The sequence below is a fragment of the Treponema sp. Marseille-Q4523 genome (genome assembly GCF_016901105.1).
In the GTDB taxonomy this organism is placed as follows: domain Bacteria; phylum Spirochaetota; class Spirochaetia; order Treponematales; family Treponemataceae; genus Treponema_D.
The window spans coordinates 1-15989 of record NZ_JAFEVM010000016.1 but is presented as its reverse complement, the minus strand read 5'-3'; the positions used below and the strand labels follow the sequence as shown (position 1 = coordinate 15989).

Below are 15989 nucleotides of genomic sequence, written 5' to 3'. Positions count from 1 at the left end.
CGCGTATATGCCGATAATACATACGGCGTGATACACAGAGTTTTGGAAGTCTATGAAGAAAACCGTTATCTTGCTCTCAGCCGAGGTTTTATAGTCATCAAGCACGAAGATGAAACTCTCGGCGAAGTGCCGCTTGATGACATCGGCGTATTGCTGCTTTCGGCACAGAGCGTCGTTTTGTCAAAAAATATATTAAATGCGCTGACTGAGCGCGGCTGCATTACCATACTCTGCGGTAAAAACTATGCACCGCAAAGCATGGTTTTGCCCATCGCTTCGCATTATCTGTTTGCAAAAATTATTAAAAATCAAATAGAAGCTTCGGCTCCGCTCAAAAAACGAATCTGGCAGCAAATTGTTATACGAAAAATAAAAAATCAGGCACAAGTATTGCATATGGACGGAAAAGAAGAAAACGCAAAGCTTATCGATAAAATATCGTCGCTCGTAAAGTCCGGCGATCCTGACAACCGAGAAGCTTATGCCGCAAAAGTGTATTGGAAAGCTTTATTCGGCAAAGACTTTCTTCGTGATAAAAATGAGGAAGGCATCAATTCTTTGCTCAATTACGGATATGCCGTAATGCGCGCAGCCATGGCGCGTGCGGTATGTTCCGCAGGTCTTTTGCCCTCTCTCGGCATTCACCACGGTAATAATTTAAATCAATTTTGCCTCGTCGATGATCTCTTTGAAATATATCGCCCGCTCGTCGATTTTACCGCCGCCAAATTGCAAAAGGAAGGAAAAGAAATACTTACACCGGAAGTAAAAAAGCGGCTCGCCGACGTCCTTTGGATAAAACTCCATACAGCCGAAGGAAACTCACCGGCTTTTCAAAGTATGCAATATATGGCAAATGCCTATGCACGTGCGCTGGAAAATAAAAAACCGGATATCGAACTGCCCCTATGGGACGGAGATGAAAATGCGCGATTTGATTTTAAATAAGTATGAGCTTATGTGGATGATGGTGCTGTTCGACCTGCCGGTCATTGAAAAAAAAGAGCGAAAAGATGCTACGGAATTTCGAAAATTTTTATTGGATAACGGTTTTTCAATGGTTCAATATTCCATTTATACAAAATTATTTTCGGGAAAAGATGCTTGTGAAAAATATTACAGAATGATACACGATAACTTGCCGATGAAGGGAAAAGTTGATATTATCACGATAACGGACAGGCAATATGGCAACATCATCAGTTATAATGCGGGCGAAAAACGGCAAAAAAAGCAGCCGGAACAGTTTCTTTTATTCTGATTTTCGTTTAAAAATAACACGCCCGGTACAAACCATTTCTTTGTATAGCAACGATTTATACCGGACGTATTATAACTGATTAATTTTTCCGGTCAACCTGCAACCATTTAAAATACAACACAGCAAAAGCGATAATTATAACTGATTAATTTTTCCGGTCAACCTGCAACTAATAAGTCTCCCACCGGTAAACTTAAAAAATTATAACTGATTAATTTTTCCGGTCAACCTGCAACAGCGATATCTTTGAATTGACAGTCTGTTCAATTATAACTGATTAATTTTTCCGGTCAACCTGCAACGTCTTTTGCGTTCATCGCCGTGACGACGTGATTATAACTGATTAATTTTTCCGGTCAACCTGCAACGCAGTGCGTTTCCTATTCATCCTAGTAATCATTATAACTGATTAATTTTTCCGGTCAACCTGCAACTGGCACAAAAGATTATAATAAACAGCAACAATTATAACTGATTAATTTTTCCGGTCAACCTGCAACCGTGTTCACTTTTTAGGTTCGCTTCGTGCTATTATAACTGATTAATTTTTCCGGTCAACCTGCAACATCTCGGTCAGTACGCTGGTCATGGTTTTGATTATAACTGATTAATTTTTCCGGTCAACCTGCAACTGTGCTTGTTCAAGGTTGGAAGCCAAAAGGATTATAACTGATTAATTTTTCCGGTCAACCTGCAACCTATTTGATGTTGATTGCTTCTGTTGTGCCATTATAACTGATTAATTTTTCCGGTCAACCTGCAACCATTACCGCTCGCGTGACGTTTTTCCATTCATTATAACTGATTAATTTTTCCGGTCAACCTGCAACCAAAACTTGAAACGGTTGCCGCCGCAGAAAATTATAACTGATTAATTTTTCCGGTCAACCTGCAACAGGATGAACTTCACCCATATCACAAGAATAATTATAACTGATTAATTTTTCCGGTCAACCTGCAACTGCAGCGTCCTCATTTTATCGGTGGTACTAATTATAACTGATTAATTTTTCCGGTCAACCTGCAACTGTTGACGTTTCCGCACGCGCCTTTATAAAATTATAACTGATTAATTTTTCCGGTCAACCTGCAACATACGTCAGGACAGGAAGTTTCCGCGGACGATTATAACTGATTAATTTTTCCGGTCAACCTGCAACCGGTGGCAAGCATTTCGGCAAGTCCGCTTTATTATAACTGATTAATTTTTCCGGTCAACCTGCAACAACGCCGTGTGTGTAAACGGATGCGTCCAGATTATAACTGATTAATTTTTCCGGTCAACCTGCAACGAATTGCGTATACCGGTTTATCTATGTGTAATTATAACTGATTAATTTTTCCGGTCAACCTGCAACTGTAAACAGCGCCTGTTAATGCTTCAGTAAATTATAACTGATTAATTTTTCCGGTCAACCTGCAACAAATGCTTGTTAAGCGTTTGATTAAAATTAATTATAACTGATTAATTTTTCCGGTCAACCTGCAACCGCCGGATAAATACAGTACACGTGATTTCAATTATAACTGATTAATTTTTCCGGTCAACCTGCAACAAAACTTTGAGCATTGTCTTACAAACTCGATTATAACTGATTAATTTTTCCGGTCAACCTGCAACCATACGTTTAGTATACAGCGATTGCGCAAAATTATAACTGATTAATTTTTCCGGTCAACCTGCAACCGGCGCAGACAAGCTATCAAGCGCCGAAAAATTATAACTGATTAATTTTTCCGGTCAACCTGCAACAAGCTCTGAAAGTTCTGCTCGCTGCTGTGCATTATAACTGATTAATTTTTCCGGTCAACCTGCAACGGAAATCTGTATAATATGCAGATGGATAAGATTATAACTGATTAATTTTTCCGGTCAACCTGCAACCCGCCAAAATTCAAGGTTTTGACCGCCAAAATTATAACTGATTAATTTTTCCGGTCAACCTGCAACAAAAGCAGGTAGGGTTGGAAAACTGCAATAATTATAACTGATTAATTTTTCCGGTCAACCTGCAACAAAAGCAGGTAGGGTTGGAAAACTGCAATAATTATAACTGATTAATTTTTCCGGTCAACCTGCAACCCTATCAAGCGGCGGATTTAATTATATCTCATTATAACTGATTAATTTTTCCGGTCAACCTGCAACCCATAGTAGCAATAATCACCAGTAATCCGAATTATAACTGATTAATTTTTCCGGTCAACCTGCAACTGCAACTGCAACGCCGCTGAGTGTCTACCTTGCCAAATTATAGCTGATCAATTTTCACGGTCAATCTGTAACTGAGTGCAATAAGGACTTACCTTACCCCATCTCAAGGAACAGACCCATTTCACTTGTTTCTTTGAAACGATTGCTTCCTTTTAATTTAATGCTTATAAAGAACGTCCCCATTCCTCAAAGCTGTCTCTCGTTATCGAGCATCGCATGTCCCCGTCAATAAAATACACACGACCTAAAGCAAAATCTTCTGCGTTAAACGACTTGTACGCTATCCATTCGTCCGAGCGACAGCGAATCAGCATGGCCGCAACTTCACAGCAATTGTCCCCGGTAAGATGCCTGGACACATAGGCTTTGCAGCTTGTTATGTACTTGCGCGCAGCGCACCTTGTCGCCGTCGTATAAACATTGAAAATTATTTGTCATGATTTGATTATACCGCGGATTTTCCGTGACAGCTTTTCGTTTGGATTCTTACGTGAGTAAAGACGATGACAGCTTTCCGAAGTAGGGTAAACGCGCCGAAAACATATATAACGGAAAAAACGTACAGATAAAAAGTGGAATGTGAGACGGTAATTTTGCCGTTTACAATTCCGTCGGCATATCGATAAAGGCCGTCTCTATGTGCAGCTCTTTTTCAAGCTTTGCACGCACGAGGTTGACACCGACGGTTTCGGTTTCGTAATGCCCTCCGGCGATAACGTTGATCCCCGCTTCTTTTGCATAGTGATAATCTTCATGCTCGAAAGCTCCCGTAATATATGCGTCCAGCTTCGCGGCAGCTGCCTGTTGTACGTCTTCACCCGCTCCTCCCGAAATGATTCCGACCGTTCGTATGTCTCGCACACCGAAAGGAAAGACGGACACTTTTTTTTCGGGACGCATGACGAGAAAAGCGAGTTCGTCGACGGTAAGCGGTTTTCGAAGCACGCCCTTTACACCGATCGTCATATTCCGCCACTCGCCGAAGGGTTCCGTTTTTTTTAGGCCGATGCGTTCGGCGAGTCCCGCGTTGTTTCCGACCTTTTCGTGCGCGTCGAGCGGAATGTGATACGCACACAACGCGACATCGTTTTTAATAAAAGCGGCGACGCGTTTGTAGTGCACGCCGGTCAAAACCGTGCAGTCGCCCCAAAACAATCCGTGGTGCACGAAAAGCACCTGCGCGCCGAGAGAGGCCGCTTCGAGCGCGGTCGCTTCGCACGCATCGACGGCAAATGCGATTTTATCGATGGGTTTGTGCTCCGGATCGCTGTTTTGAATTTGGATGCCGTTGCGCGATACATCGTGCGGAAAATTTTCCGGGTGTAAAAACGAATTAAAATATTTGTCGAGTTCTGCGAGCGTCATAGTTTCGCCTCCCGATAAAATTATTCGTATAGTCTCTTATCGAATGCGCCGAACCGTCTCCGACACGAGAGAACGCGGAACGCGCAGATCCCTATCGCGTTCGACGCCGAAAAAAGAAGCGAGCAGGGGATCGGTCTGTTCGATACAGCCGAAACCGGGTGTACGATATTCGGAGATGCTGTCGAGCGCAAGCGCCCCCGTTACGTTTCCGTTCACCTGTCTGATAAAATCGACGGCTGCTCCGTCGGCCATACCGTCGCACGCGATAAACAATTCCAGGTCGCTTCCGAATTTTTGTGTCGCTATATCCCGCATCGCGCCGAATTCGCGGAGCATACCGAACGTGTAAAAATCCTTTTGCCGGGAAAACCGTTCCCTCTGCAGGAGATAGGATGCGATCATCGAATACTTACGGAAGATACGCAGATCGGCAAACGAATTGAACCAGCGTCCGTCGTCGGCATAAAAATCGCAGGCGAGTACCGTATAGCCCTGGGCGGCAAGCAGTATCATATACGGTCGGTATGAAGCGGCGTCTGCACGTTTATCGCTTCCGACGATGACGACGGGAGACGATTTTTTTTCACCTGCGGACTCGTATACGAAAAGCGTTGCGGAAGCCTTCTCAAAGTATTCCGCTTCGGTAAAGCCCGATGTAAAGGAACCTGCGAGCCGTGTTTTCGTTTCCGTGACGCCGAAGTCTGTGGGGTCGAGTGCGACGGGTATATACCGTACGATAACGCCTGCAAGCGCCAGAGAAGCGATGAAAATGCATACCGACAAAACGATAAAGACGAAAGAATAATGATCGACGTAGAGCTTCGATGCAAAGCGGAAAAGCGCGCGGGCATTGGTAAAAAGCGCGATCACGGCGAGGACGAAGAGAGCGGCCGAAATGCAATCGATATTCCATGAAAAAATCTGCAAAACGACGATCACAAGAGATAGCGGCACAAGGACGGCTGCGGTGTCGACGCGTTCGTATTTGAGAAAAAAAATCCGCGCGCTCGAGCCCGCAAGCAAAAGCGCCGCAAGCAGATCGCCGAAAACGGAATACGCCATAGGCGTATAATAACTGAAACAAATGAAATGCGCAATTGAATGGTAAACGCAAACGACGCGCGCGACAATATCCGCACCGGAACGCGGAATTGCAGGAGTAGTATTTTTGATGTATAATCGAGTATAAAAGTTTTACCGTTTCAGAGGTAGAGATTGTATTCCAGGACAGTAAGTGAATCGCCCGAATCGATTGTCGCCGACGGTACCGCGCAGTTCGGTACGTTTTCAAATCCGCCGCAAAAGCTCGACATCAAGGGGATTAAAGCTCCGTTCGGCGGTATTCCGATCCCTGCGTTTTTAACGAATTTCCGAATCAAAAGCCGGCTCGCTTATATGTTTTCGATCGGCGATTATATCGGCATGGTCGAATTTTTCGACGATAAGCTGTTCGGGCTCGCGGAAGTGATATTTTGGTACCGATCCGCCGGCAAAAAATTCGTCTATCATACGTTTATGCTCCCGCGCTTCCGTTTCGTTCCGATACGGCTCGATAAAGCCGCCTGCATCAATCACAAAAAATCGCGCTATATCCGCATTTCGTGGAACCGCAAGCGCGACCGCATATCGCTCGTGTTCAGTGTAAAGGGCGATGCATCTCGTCCTGCGGCAACGGGTATGTTCGTTTCGCATTTCAGTGATCCTCTGCATGCGGAACTTGTCGTCGTCGCTCCCGCTCCGACGACGAGGCGTTGTTCGGCTTCTTGGCTCACTGCGATGTGTATGGAAGGTTCGCTCAATGTCCTCGCGGGAAAAAAGACTCCCGCTGTGACGATGCAGGATACGTCGGGACTTGCCTTTATGGTCATGAACCGCACGTATTACCGCTATCATTCAAAAAGCAAAATGATGTGCGGTCTGGGTGACTATGAGGGACGGAAATTGCTGTTCCGCTTTGTGATGACGAATATGGATCCCGAAGAATCGGATGACTGCAACGAAAACGTCGTCGTATTCGACGGGAAGCCGACGCCGATGCCGGCCGTGACGATCACGCATCCCTTCGGCAGCGACAAAACGTGGATCGTGCAGGATACCGAATCCATGATCGATTTGACCTTTACGCCCGTGTCGATCAGCAAGCGCGTTTTGAGCATCCTCGTCATGCGTACCGATTACAGTACGATCTTCGGCACCTTCGACGGCGTGCTGTTCACCGGTACCGGAGAAAAACTGACGCTTAAAAATTTCCCCGGTATCGTAAAAAAAAGCAGACTGCGTATCTGAAAATTTTCAAAGCGGGCAGCGATCGATCTTCATTCGGGTAGGTCGCGATTTTTCCAAGGTTTACATTGAACGTCAGAAATGGCGCCGTTCAATGTAAATTCGAGTTTTCTTTTGAAAACTCGCGGATATACGTGTGCGCTTTCGCGCACTAATGCGGCATTTTCGGAAGTTGACACTTCCTGCAATGCCGCATTCTTAAGGAACGGAGGTGCGGGAATGGCCAACGAATCTTTCAATAAAACGGCGGACTGGGCACCCGGTACGCTCGACAAAACGAGAAAAGCGATCGGCGACATCGATCCTAAAGAAGCGGCAACGATGGCGAAAAAGCTCGGTGGCGAAGTTTTAAATGAACGATCTGTATCTCCGGACGGGATGACGCACGCTCGCCGTCCCGCGGCCGTTTCGTCCCGTAGAACTTCAAGCGTGTCTTCGGGAAACCGTCCGAAATCGTCGGATACGCGCGTTTCGCCTCATACGACGACCGTAAAGCACCGGCGAAAAAATGAACTGCAGACGCTTTCTCCGAAACTCTGTGCGCAGATCGATAAACTCATGATGTCCGACGAATATCGCATCAAAGCGAATTACGGCATCTTTAATTTTATCCGACGCTTTCAAAAAGACGGAACGGAAAAAATTCTGCCCACGTTTTACGACGTAACGCTGAAACTCTACATCGATCAGATGGAAGCTTTTATTACCGTCATTAAGATGCTCATACAGATGTCGCCGAATACGTACAAAGCGAAGATCGTAAACGGTACCGATGTTAAATTCAAATTCCTGAGGACGGTTGCCGGTTGGACGATGCAAAATATTAAAATGGCATACGGCGATCTGTCTGCGCTGCCGCCGCCGCTGCTCGTATGCGATTTCATACCCTTTATCCGCGCGATATATCATCCGTTGATGACGGTTTATTATTACGGCAGCTCGAAGATCCCGAAAATTATTAAGGAAATTTACGCCGACGAAATCGTCTATCCCGATGCCGATAAAGAAAAGCTCCAGTCGCTTGCAAAAGAAGCGATCACCAAGTGGCTTTATATCGATACGGAAATCATCAGAAAATTATATCCCCTGCTCATGCGTATGTGTTCCGACAGCTATGAAGTATACCCCGTGTTCTTTTCGGTAAAAGTTGCGGATATCCTGCAGTTTATCGGTCTTCATAAATTCGATCTGCTGCTCCCCGACAAGCCGAAAGAAGTCAAAGCGCCCGAACCGAAAGCGAGTCCCGTACGCGAAGTGCGCGGCAGGCGCGACGAAACCGTCAATACGGGATTGAATTTGCTCGATCGGCTGTTTCCCGCGGCGGGTTTTCAAAAGCTCGATATGCATCCCGACCTGTTTCCGTATTTTCAGCCGCTCTATAAATTCGACGACGGTTTTAATATTTTATCGCCGTCAAATCCGATGCAGACGACGGTCGTATTGCTTCGTATCCTCGAAGATTTTTTTCAGGGCTGCCGTAATGTCGCTTTCGTCAAAGAGGAAACGGGCGACAGCGGTTCCGATTCGATCGACGCCGTGCTCGATACGTGGTCGGCATACAGGGAAAACGTTTTTAATAAATTGTATGCGGAACCGCTCATATACTATACCAATCAAATATATTCTCAAAGCGATTTCGAATCTTCCCAGTTCGGGGAAAAATCGCTCACGGCGCTTTTATGGCAGACGCAATATCAGTTTTTGCCGGAGCTGAAATTCAAACCGCTCGTGCTGGAACGCCCCGTAAACGACAGCAAATACCCGCCGCTGTATAAGCGCATCGACTTTGTTCGCAAATACTTCACCGGCATTGCAAACGCGTGCGACGCGGTCGCGCAGGTGCGCGGTACTGTCGAGTCGGTGGGGAATCCGTGGGCACATTATCGCTTCGATATCCCGAACGAAATTTCAAAGCGGCTCGATGTTTTGCTCGGTGCGCAAAATACGACGGCGACGACGAATGCGACCAATGCGAATTTATTAAAATATACGCTGTGCATCGTTGCCGTGCTCGACTGGTGGATCAACAATCCGGACAGTCCCGCATACTCCGTACCTCCGACGCAGATATACCGTATCTCGGAAGAAGACGGCAAGCCGCTGTTTTCGGTACCTGAGCGTCACGATCAAAATAAATTGTTTGCCGAAGCGATACGTACGGCATATCAAAAAAAATAAATTCCGTGTTGAACGGTGAGTTTTATTCGTGCGGAAGGTTTAATACCCCGACGCCGCTTGAAGCTTCGCTGTGAGGCTGCGTCGAGGTTGTTGATTAAACTCGGAATTATAGCTTATTGCGGGAGTTTTTTTATGGACAAGAATAAATTATTAAATTCGGTCGGAAGGATCGGCTTCAAACCCTTTATCATTCTCGTGCTTGTGCTGCTGTTTTTAATTCCGCTGCACATGCTCGACTCTCTCGTCGACGACAGAAAATCGTATCAAAGGGAAGCCGTGCGTTCCATACTCGAACCGAAAGGCGGCGCTCCGGTCATCGAAGGTTTTGCGATCGCCGTACCGTTTAAGAAAACGGTCGACGTATGGGAAAACGGTACGAAGCGTTCGGAACGAAAGACGAATTATATCGTATGCGTACCGGAAACGTGGAATATGCAATTTTCCGCAAAACCGGAGTACCTGACACGCGGCATTTTTAAGGCGCCTGTGTTTTCGGGTACGGTGCATTCCGACGGTTCGTTTTCCGCAGTCGATTATTCGTACAACAAAATAGACGAGCGCGACATCGTGTGGAGCGAATGCGTTTTGATGCTCGGCATTTCGAATAAAAAAAATTTAACAAAACTGCCCGCCGTCACGGTCGACGGAAGACCGCTCGAAATGTCGCTCATGTCGCCCGAAAGCGCGAGTCCGTTTTCAAATACGGTGTTTTACAATGTGCCTGCCGAATACTGCAGAAAGGGCTTTGCGTTTACGGCGGAAACGGGTATTCAAGGAGGGCAGTATTTTGCCGCGATGCCGCTTGCCGCCGACAATACCTTTGCCGTCGAATCGACGTGGCCGACACCGGGCTTTACCGGCGGCTGGCTTCCGACCGAGCGCAGCATTTCCGACGCGGGCTTTTCCGCAGTATGGAATATCGCAGGCCTTTCGACCGCGTTTCCGAAAGAGTGGATCGCATCCGAAAAAGAAGACGCACCCGCATCGTCGCGCAAGTCCAATCAAAAATATGCATACGATTCATACGACAGCGACGACGCGGAAACCGTGCAGATCGATTTCGTAACGCCGGTCGACAATTATCAAAAAACCGAACGCAGCATAAAATATGCGCTTCTCTTTTTAATAATTCCGTTTATCACGATATTTATCTTTGAAATTTTCACGCATGTGAAAATCCATCCGGTACAGTACTGTTTGATAGGTCTTGCCGATGTGATCTTTTACCTGCTGCTCCTGTCGGTTTCCGAGCATATACCGTTCGGTACGACGTATTGGATCAGTTCGGCTGCAGTGAGTGCGTTGCTCCTGTTTTACGCGTCCGCGATTTTCAAAAAACCGAAATGGGGAGCCTGCTTTGCGCTCGTACAGATGACGTCGTATATATTTTTGTTCGGCACGCTGCAAGCCGAAGACTACGCGCTTTTGATCGGCAGTCTCGGTTTGTTCTTCGTCGTTACGCTGCTTATGGTGCTGACGCGCAAAATCGACTGGTACGCCGCACAGGAAGAAAATTGAAAGAGGCGCGGGGACAGCTCGCCCTTGCAAAATTATTAGAAGAACGGAACGCTGTTCCGAGCGCTCGGCTTTTGTCGTATGTGTGGCGCTTCAGCGTGCCCGGTATGCTCGCTCAAGTTTCTTCGATTTTGATGCAGTATATCGACGCGGCGATGGTCGGGCGATTGGGCGCACAAGCGGCGGCTTCGATAGGGCTCGTTTCGCCGGCACTGTGGATGTTCGGCGGATTGACGCATTCGATTGCGACCGGCTTTATCGTGCAGACCGCACAGGCGGTCGGTGCGGGTGACGGGCGGAGAACGAAGCGTCTGCTGCGCCAAGCGATCGTCGTGTGTACGATTTTTTCGAGCGTCGTCGCCTTTCTGAGCGTTTCGGTAAGCGGCATACTGCCCGCGTGGCTCGGAGCCGAAGATGCGATCAGGGGCGACGCTTCGTTTTATTTTTCGGTCTTCCAGCTCGCGCTTCCGGTTTTTCAAATTGTGTACTTGATGAGCGGTATGCTACAGGCATCCGGCGATATGAAAACTCCGGGCGTATTGAACGCGCTCATGTGCGCTCTCGATGTCGCATTCAATTATCTGTTTATCGTCATACTGCATTTCGGAGCGGCGGGTGCGGCGTACGGTTCCGTGTGCGCAGCCCTTGTGACCGCCGTTTTGATTTCGTATTACACGCTTCGAAAATCTTCCGAACTTGCACTTATCGAAAAAGATACGTGGAAAATCGATAAAGGCGATTTTAAGCGCGCTCTGAAAATCGGCGTTCCCGTCGGCGCCGAACAGACGGCGTGGAGCGGAGCCGTCGTCGCATCGATGCGTTTTATCGCCCCGCTCGGAGCCGTTTCTCTCGCGGCGAATTCCTTTGCCGTAACGGCCGAGTCGCTGTGTTATATGCCCGGCTTCGGCATAAAGGAAGCGGCCGTAACCCTCGTCGGACAGAGCGTCGGAGCTCGGCGGAGCGATTTGTCGAAACGTTTTGCTCTGCTCACGACGGCGTGCGGCATGATCGTGATGACGGTGACGGGCGCGCTCATGTATGCGATCTGTCCTGCCGTGTTTGCCTTTCTTACGATGGACGAAGCCGTGAGAGCGCTTGCAGTGCGCGTTTTGCGCATCGAGCTTTTTGCCGAGCCTCTTTTCGCCGCCTCCATCGTCGCCTCCGGCGCGCTCCGCGGAACGGGCGATACCCTCGTTCCCGGCATCATGAACCTCGTAAGCCTGTGGGGAGTGCGCATCGTACTGACGATCATCCTTGTGCCGAGATTCGGATTGTACGGCGCATGGATCGCGATGGGCATCGAACTCTGTTTTCGCGGTACGATTTTTTTGATGAGGCTTGCCTCAACGAAATGGGAAAAAGCCGCGTATGCGGGATAAGGGCGGGCGAATCGATGTCAGGGGAAAAAGATTTTTATATTCTTGACAATAGACGTAATAAGAGATATTTTTATAATCGTAAAACAAAAACACGAACCGGTGACGGTAGTCCGGTTGATATGAGCAATCATATTCAGTAACCTTCATTCTTTTTGATGTCCGGTTTTACCTTGGGATTCCTATGCCCGGAGGTAAAGGATGGACGACTTCACAATCACAACAATCTATTTCGACGGACAATTTTGGTGTGCATTCATTCAAAAAAAAATCGATGGAGAGTTTTACTCCGGTCGATATGTATTCGGGGCCGAACCGACAAATCCGCAGCTCATACAATGGATGCTGAATGATTTTTTGTATGTTCCGTTATATAAAACGGTCGCATATCAAAAAATCCGTATAAAAGATGCTGTGAAAAAAAACACTAAACCGAAATCGTTGGATCAATATAAGGCGGCGCAAAAAGAATATTTCACGAAGAAAAAAATGTGTAGCCGCAAAGAAAAAAAAACTACTTGAGCAAGATAAGTATCGAAATAAAAAACGGAAGAAAGTGAAACGGTAAATATGTAAATCAAGTCGTATTTCGAAAAATTAATAATTTTAATAAAAAAAGCCCAGGTAATCCACGGCACGCCGCACATCCGACTACCGCTGCTGCATTCCTGCTCTGACGGGGTTTGCCGGCGTTCGGCTGCATGGCACCTGGGCATAGCGGAAAGAGGGGGATTCGAACCCCCGGTGCCTTTTGGGCACGCACGCCTTCCAAGCGTGTACCTTAAACCACTCGGACATCTTTCCTAAAATATTTTCAGTATAAAATAATAAGATGAATAATAAAAACGATTTCTACGCGGCGCTCGTTCCGCTTCGAATCCCTCAACGGTATCTACGATGCACGCTGACCGGAAAGAGGGGGATTCGCCTTGCGCTCGCAAGCATCCCTGCCTGCTCGCTTCAGGCGCCTGCACTCGCTTCCGCCCGCATCCGGCGGGCTCATCCTCGCACCTGCTCGGCGCTCGCTCCGGTTCGAATCCCTTAACGATTTTTACAACGCTCGTTAAGCGGAAAGAGGGGGATTCGAACCCCCGGAACCCAAAAGGGTTCAACGGTTTTCGAGACCGTCCGGATCGACCACTCTCGCATCTTTCCTCAAGCGGCTATAAGCCGTACGAGACTAACACGATTCGAACGTGCGACCCCCACCTCCGCAGGGTGGTGCTCTAATCCAGCTGAGCTATAGTCTCAAAAAAAATTAACAATACGGAAGCGACAGGAGTCGAACCTGCCCAGCCCTTACGGAACTGACGGATTAGCAATCCGTTGTATTACCGCTCTACCACGCTTCCGATTCGTCCGACGGCGCCGTAAACGATGCACGAGCGATGCCGATTAAAAATCGATGCGATAAAAATCACAGGCGATTTTGCTGTCCGGAGCGAGAGGGATTCGAACCCCCGGAGGATTGCTCCTCAATAGTTTTCAAGACTACCTCCATCGACCGCTCGGACATCGCTCCAAAAGACGTAGTATCAGCATATCAAATTATCGCTTTTTGTGTCAAGTATAGCATTGCGATAATACGGTCTGCGTGATATACTGTAATGGACAACAAAAAACGGAGGGTGGTATGGACGAGCAGGAATTGGATCCGTCGATCGCGGCGTTGCTTGCGGAAGCGGAACGGTCGCACCGGATCGGTGAAACGAATATCGATACGGCAGAGGCTGATGTCTCGCCCGAAACGCAAACGGACAGCCCCGCCGAACGGAGAGCGCCGAAAGGAATTCACGATGTCGATTTGGGTGTCAAAGCTTTCGGGCCTCCGGGAAAATCGCTGAACGATGTTCCGTCCGATGTTTTCGACGATCCCGAATACTATAAAACGGCGCTTTCCGGCGAAAACGAATCCGCTCAGCGCGTGCACGTACAGCTTTCAAAATACCTTACGAGTCAGGATCCGAAAGACCGTTCGGTTTTCCGGCAAAATATTATTTCGGCGTATTGGGAACTGTTGCGCGGTATGTCGGAAAAATCGGGTAATATGCATTTGCCGATGCCCAAGCGTATGCTCATGCGTTTCGGCGTTTTGCTTCCGTCGCTTTTTAAACCCGAACAAAAAGATTTCTTTTCCCGCATCATATTCGAAAATCTTACGAACGAACCGATCCTCTACATGGACGAATGGTTTAAAGAAGTCCTTTCGGGACGCATGAATATTTCAATGACGGACGAACCGGCGTCTTCGCGCAAGATCAGCAAAAATCCCGACGAAGCGCAGATGCAGGAACAGACGAGGCTCATGCAGTTGCAGTCGAAAAATTCCGGAAAATTGCAGAGTGCGGAAAGTATGCTCACGATGAAAGAGCACGAACGTGAAATGCTCGAAATCGAATTGAAGCGCCTTGTCAACGATATATGTGAACATCAGCCCTGTTTCGGACTCGAACCTCATCTCGCGCCGTATACCGAATCGCAAAAACATGAGTTTTCCGAGATCAGCGACAAATTGCGAAACCTTTCGCGGAATGACAAAGAGCTTGCAAAAAATTTGCGGGAGTTCGAAGAAGCGAAGGGTATCTTTGACAGCGTACAGGAAAAGCTCGATGCGGGGCCGGAAATCGTCGAAATGAATACCGGCGATTTGAAAACCGAATTCGATACGGTGCGACAGATGGCGAAGATGACGGTCGGTCGGCAGGGAAATCAATTTCCCATTTTTACGCGCGAATTTTTTCACTGTACCGAACGGGGAACGGGTACTCGCGAAAACGTTCTCGAAGTTATGCGCTGGATCGAGTCGATCGACCCGGGCGCGTTTTGCCGCATTCACAAAAGCGTGCCGAACAGGATCATCCCGTATACGCTGCTTGTGCCGACTTACGGCGACCGCGGTTTTTGTTGGCAGCCCTTCGATCGCTACAATCTTGTGACGAGCCGCGGGCGTATCGTCATTCCGATGTATCCGCGCGATCTGCACATCGCCGTGCTGACCGCCGTCGCGGATCTCCGCTGGCAAGTCGCAAAAGAAAAAGCGTCGTACTATTGGATGGAAGAGGGGCTCACCGGTCAATATTATCAATACATCGACCGGCAAAAATTAAAAGGCGACCTCAAACAATTTTTTATCGAAGATTACATCTTGTGGATGACGAAAGAATCGACCGGCGTACAGCGGCTCGACAAAGAAGTGCGCGGCATTTTTTGGCGCAATATGCCGTTCCCTCAGGCGCTTAAAGAAGAGCTGCGTAAGCGCAGCCTCGTGTACGACGAATTGTGCATCAAAGACAATAACCGCGCGATGTCTGACGGATATTGATAGAAAAGGCGTAGGCGAAATGCCGCGTACGCGCTGTGTCGCAGTTTTGAAAAATCGCTGAAGGCAAGTTTTTCGAGGTGCCCTTATGCGTTTGGGCGGCGGCGGTTTTTCTTTTTTTCTCTTTATACATTTCGCTGTCCGCCTGCGTAAACCATTCTTCAAAATCGCGGTATTCCGTTTTATACGGCGCGGAACCGAGCGATACGCTCAGTTCCCACGGCTTTTGATGCGCCGCGTTGAAGCGTGTAAGCGCATTTTTAAATTCGGCGCAGATATCGTTTGTATACCGTTCCCCTTTCGACAAAATAATAAATTCGTCGCCGCCGAATCGCGCAATAAAAATATTGTCGTGCTTTGCGGCAATGTTGCGCAATATGTTCGCCGTATGTTTTAAAGCCGCATCGCCTTCAGCGTGGCCGTAGCGATCGTTTATCGCTTTGAATTTATTAATATCGATGACGGTGAGATAGGTAC

The 15989-nt window shown here is 47.7% G+C and carries 11 protein-coding genes, 5 tRNA genes, 1 other RNA gene and 1 CRISPR repeat array; of the genes, 8 read left to right on the top strand and 9 right to left on the bottom strand.

Annotation, left to right across the window (positions count from 1 at the left end):
* The first annotated feature begins 27 nt into the window (after positions 1-27).
* A complete protein-coding gene (cas1, locus tag JSQ97_RS06560) occupies positions 28-948 on the top strand; it encodes a type II CRISPR-associated endonuclease Cas1 (RefSeq protein WP_205075323.1) in 921 nt (306 codons plus the stop codon).
* Positions 926-1261, top strand: a complete 336-nt coding sequence (gene cas2, locus JSQ97_RS06555) for a CRISPR-associated endonuclease Cas2 (RefSeq protein ID WP_205075322.1) — start codon at positions 926-928, stop codon at positions 1259-1261. The genes cas1 and cas2 overlap by 23 nt, the downstream gene beginning before the upstream one ends.
* A gap of 68 nt (positions 1262-1329) precedes the next feature.
* Positions 1330-3548: direct repeats of the CRISPR family, unit length 36 nt; unit sequence ATTATAACTGATTAATTTTTCCGGTCAACCTGCAAC.
* A gap of 528 nt (positions 3549-4076) precedes the next feature.
* On the opposite strand, the gene JSQ97_RS06550 is transcribed toward cas2, so the two are convergent.
* Both JSQ97_RS06550 and JSQ97_RS06545 read right to left on the bottom strand, forming a co-directional pair.
* Positions 4077-4841, bottom strand: a complete 765-nt coding sequence (locus JSQ97_RS06550; RefSeq protein ID WP_205075321.1) for a Nif3-like dinuclear metal center hexameric protein — start codon at positions 4839-4841, stop codon at positions 4077-4079.
* Between the two features lie 36 nt (positions 4842-4877).
* On the bottom strand, positions 4878-5903 hold the full coding sequence (locus JSQ97_RS06545; protein WP_205075320.1) for a hypothetical protein: 1026 nt from the start codon (positions 5901-5903) through the stop codon (positions 4878-4880).
* Between the two features lie 153 nt (positions 5904-6056).
* On the opposite strand from JSQ97_RS06545, the gene JSQ97_RS06540 reads away from it, so the two are divergent.
* The 5 genes from JSQ97_RS06540 to JSQ97_RS06520 all read left to right on the top strand — a co-directional run bounded on the left by JSQ97_RS06540 (position 6057) and on the right by JSQ97_RS06520 (position 12715).
* Entirely contained in the window at positions 6057-7127 is a 1071-nt protein-coding gene (locus JSQ97_RS06540) for a DUF2804 family protein (RefSeq protein ID WP_205075319.1), read from the top strand.
* A gap of 216 nt (positions 7128-7343) precedes the next feature.
* On the top strand, positions 7344-9302 hold the full coding sequence (locus JSQ97_RS06535) for a hypothetical protein (protein ID WP_205075318.1): 1959 nt from the start codon (positions 7344-7346) through the stop codon (positions 9300-9302).
* A gap of 132 nt (positions 9303-9434) precedes the next feature.
* Positions 9435-10820, top strand: a complete 1386-nt coding sequence (creD, locus tag JSQ97_RS06530; protein ID WP_205075317.1) for a cell envelope integrity protein CreD — start codon at positions 9435-9437, stop codon at positions 10818-10820.
* Positions 10817-12196 (top strand): MATE family efflux transporter, encoded by a 1380-nt coding sequence (locus JSQ97_RS06525; protein WP_205075316.1) that lies wholly within the window; start codon positions 10817-10819, stop codon positions 12194-12196. Before creD ends, JSQ97_RS06525 begins: the two co-directional genes overlap by 4 nt.
* Positions 12197-12394: 198 nt before the next feature.
* Positions 12395-12715 (top strand): DUF2992 family protein, encoded by a 321-nt coding sequence (locus JSQ97_RS06520; protein WP_239447008.1) that lies wholly within the window; start codon positions 12395-12397, stop codon positions 12713-12715.
* A gap of 93 nt (positions 12716-12808) precedes the next feature.
* Here JSQ97_RS06520 and ffs read toward each other — a convergent pair.
* The 6 genes from ffs to JSQ97_RS06490 all read right to left on the bottom strand — a co-directional run bounded on the left by ffs (position 12809) and on the right by JSQ97_RS06490 (position 13715).
* Positions 12809-12907, bottom strand: an RNA gene (gene ffs, locus JSQ97_RS06515) — signal recognition particle sRNA small type.
* A gap of 4 nt (positions 12908-12911) precedes the next feature.
* Positions 12912-12997, bottom strand: a tRNA-Ser gene (locus JSQ97_RS06510).
* Positions 12998-13261: 264 nt separating this feature from the next.
* Positions 13262-13348 (bottom strand) — tRNA-Ser (locus tag JSQ97_RS06505).
* A gap of 20 nt (positions 13349-13368) precedes the next feature.
* Positions 13369-13443 (bottom strand) — tRNA-Arg (locus tag JSQ97_RS06500).
* 17 nt (positions 13444-13460) lie between these two features.
* A tRNA-Ser gene (locus tag JSQ97_RS06495) sits at positions 13461-13545 on the bottom strand.
* 85 nt (positions 13546-13630) lie between these two features.
* Positions 13631-13715 (bottom strand) — tRNA-Ser (locus tag JSQ97_RS06490).
* A 111-nt stretch (positions 13716-13826) separates the two neighbouring features.
* Between JSQ97_RS06490 and JSQ97_RS06485 the strand changes: the two genes are divergently transcribed.
* The gene (locus tag JSQ97_RS06485) at positions 13827-15515 is read left to right on the top strand and encodes a hypothetical protein (protein ID WP_205075315.1); all 1689 of its coding nucleotides are present in this window, start codon (positions 13827-13829) and stop codon (positions 15513-15515) included.
* On the opposite strand, the gene JSQ97_RS06480 is transcribed toward JSQ97_RS06485, so the two are convergent.
* On the bottom strand, positions 15478-15989 hold a 512-nt coding region (locus JSQ97_RS06480; protein WP_205075314.1), incomplete at its 5' end, for a GGDEF domain-containing protein. The genes JSQ97_RS06485 and JSQ97_RS06480 overlap by 38 nt on opposite strands.

Excerpts from the sequence above, each read along its gene's own strand:
- cas2 (WP_205075322.1), top strand. The coding sequence starts at position 926 with ATGCGCGATTTGATTTTAAATAAGTATGAGCTTATGTGGATGATGGTG.
- JSQ97_RS06550 (WP_205075321.1), bottom strand. The coding sequence starts at position 4,841 with ATGACGCTCGCAGAACTCGACAAATATTTTAATTCGTTTTTACACCCG.
- JSQ97_RS06545 (WP_205075320.1), bottom strand. The coding sequence starts at position 5,903 with ATGGCGTATTCCGTTTTCGGCGATCTGCTTGCGGCGCTTTTGCTTGCG.
- JSQ97_RS06535 (WP_205075318.1), top strand. The coding sequence starts at position 7,344 with ATGGCCAACGAATCTTTCAATAAAACGGCGGACTGGGCACCCGGTACG.
- creD (WP_205075317.1), top strand. The coding sequence starts at position 9,435 with ATGGACAAGAATAAATTATTAAATTCGGTCGGAAGGATCGGCTTCAAA.
- JSQ97_RS06520 (WP_239447008.1), top strand. The coding sequence starts at position 12,395 with ATGGACGACTTCACAATCACAACAATCTATTTCGACGGACAATTTTGG.
- JSQ97_RS06485 (WP_205075315.1), top strand. The coding sequence starts at position 13,827 with ATGGACGAGCAGGAATTGGATCCGTCGATCGCGGCGTTGCTTGCGGAA.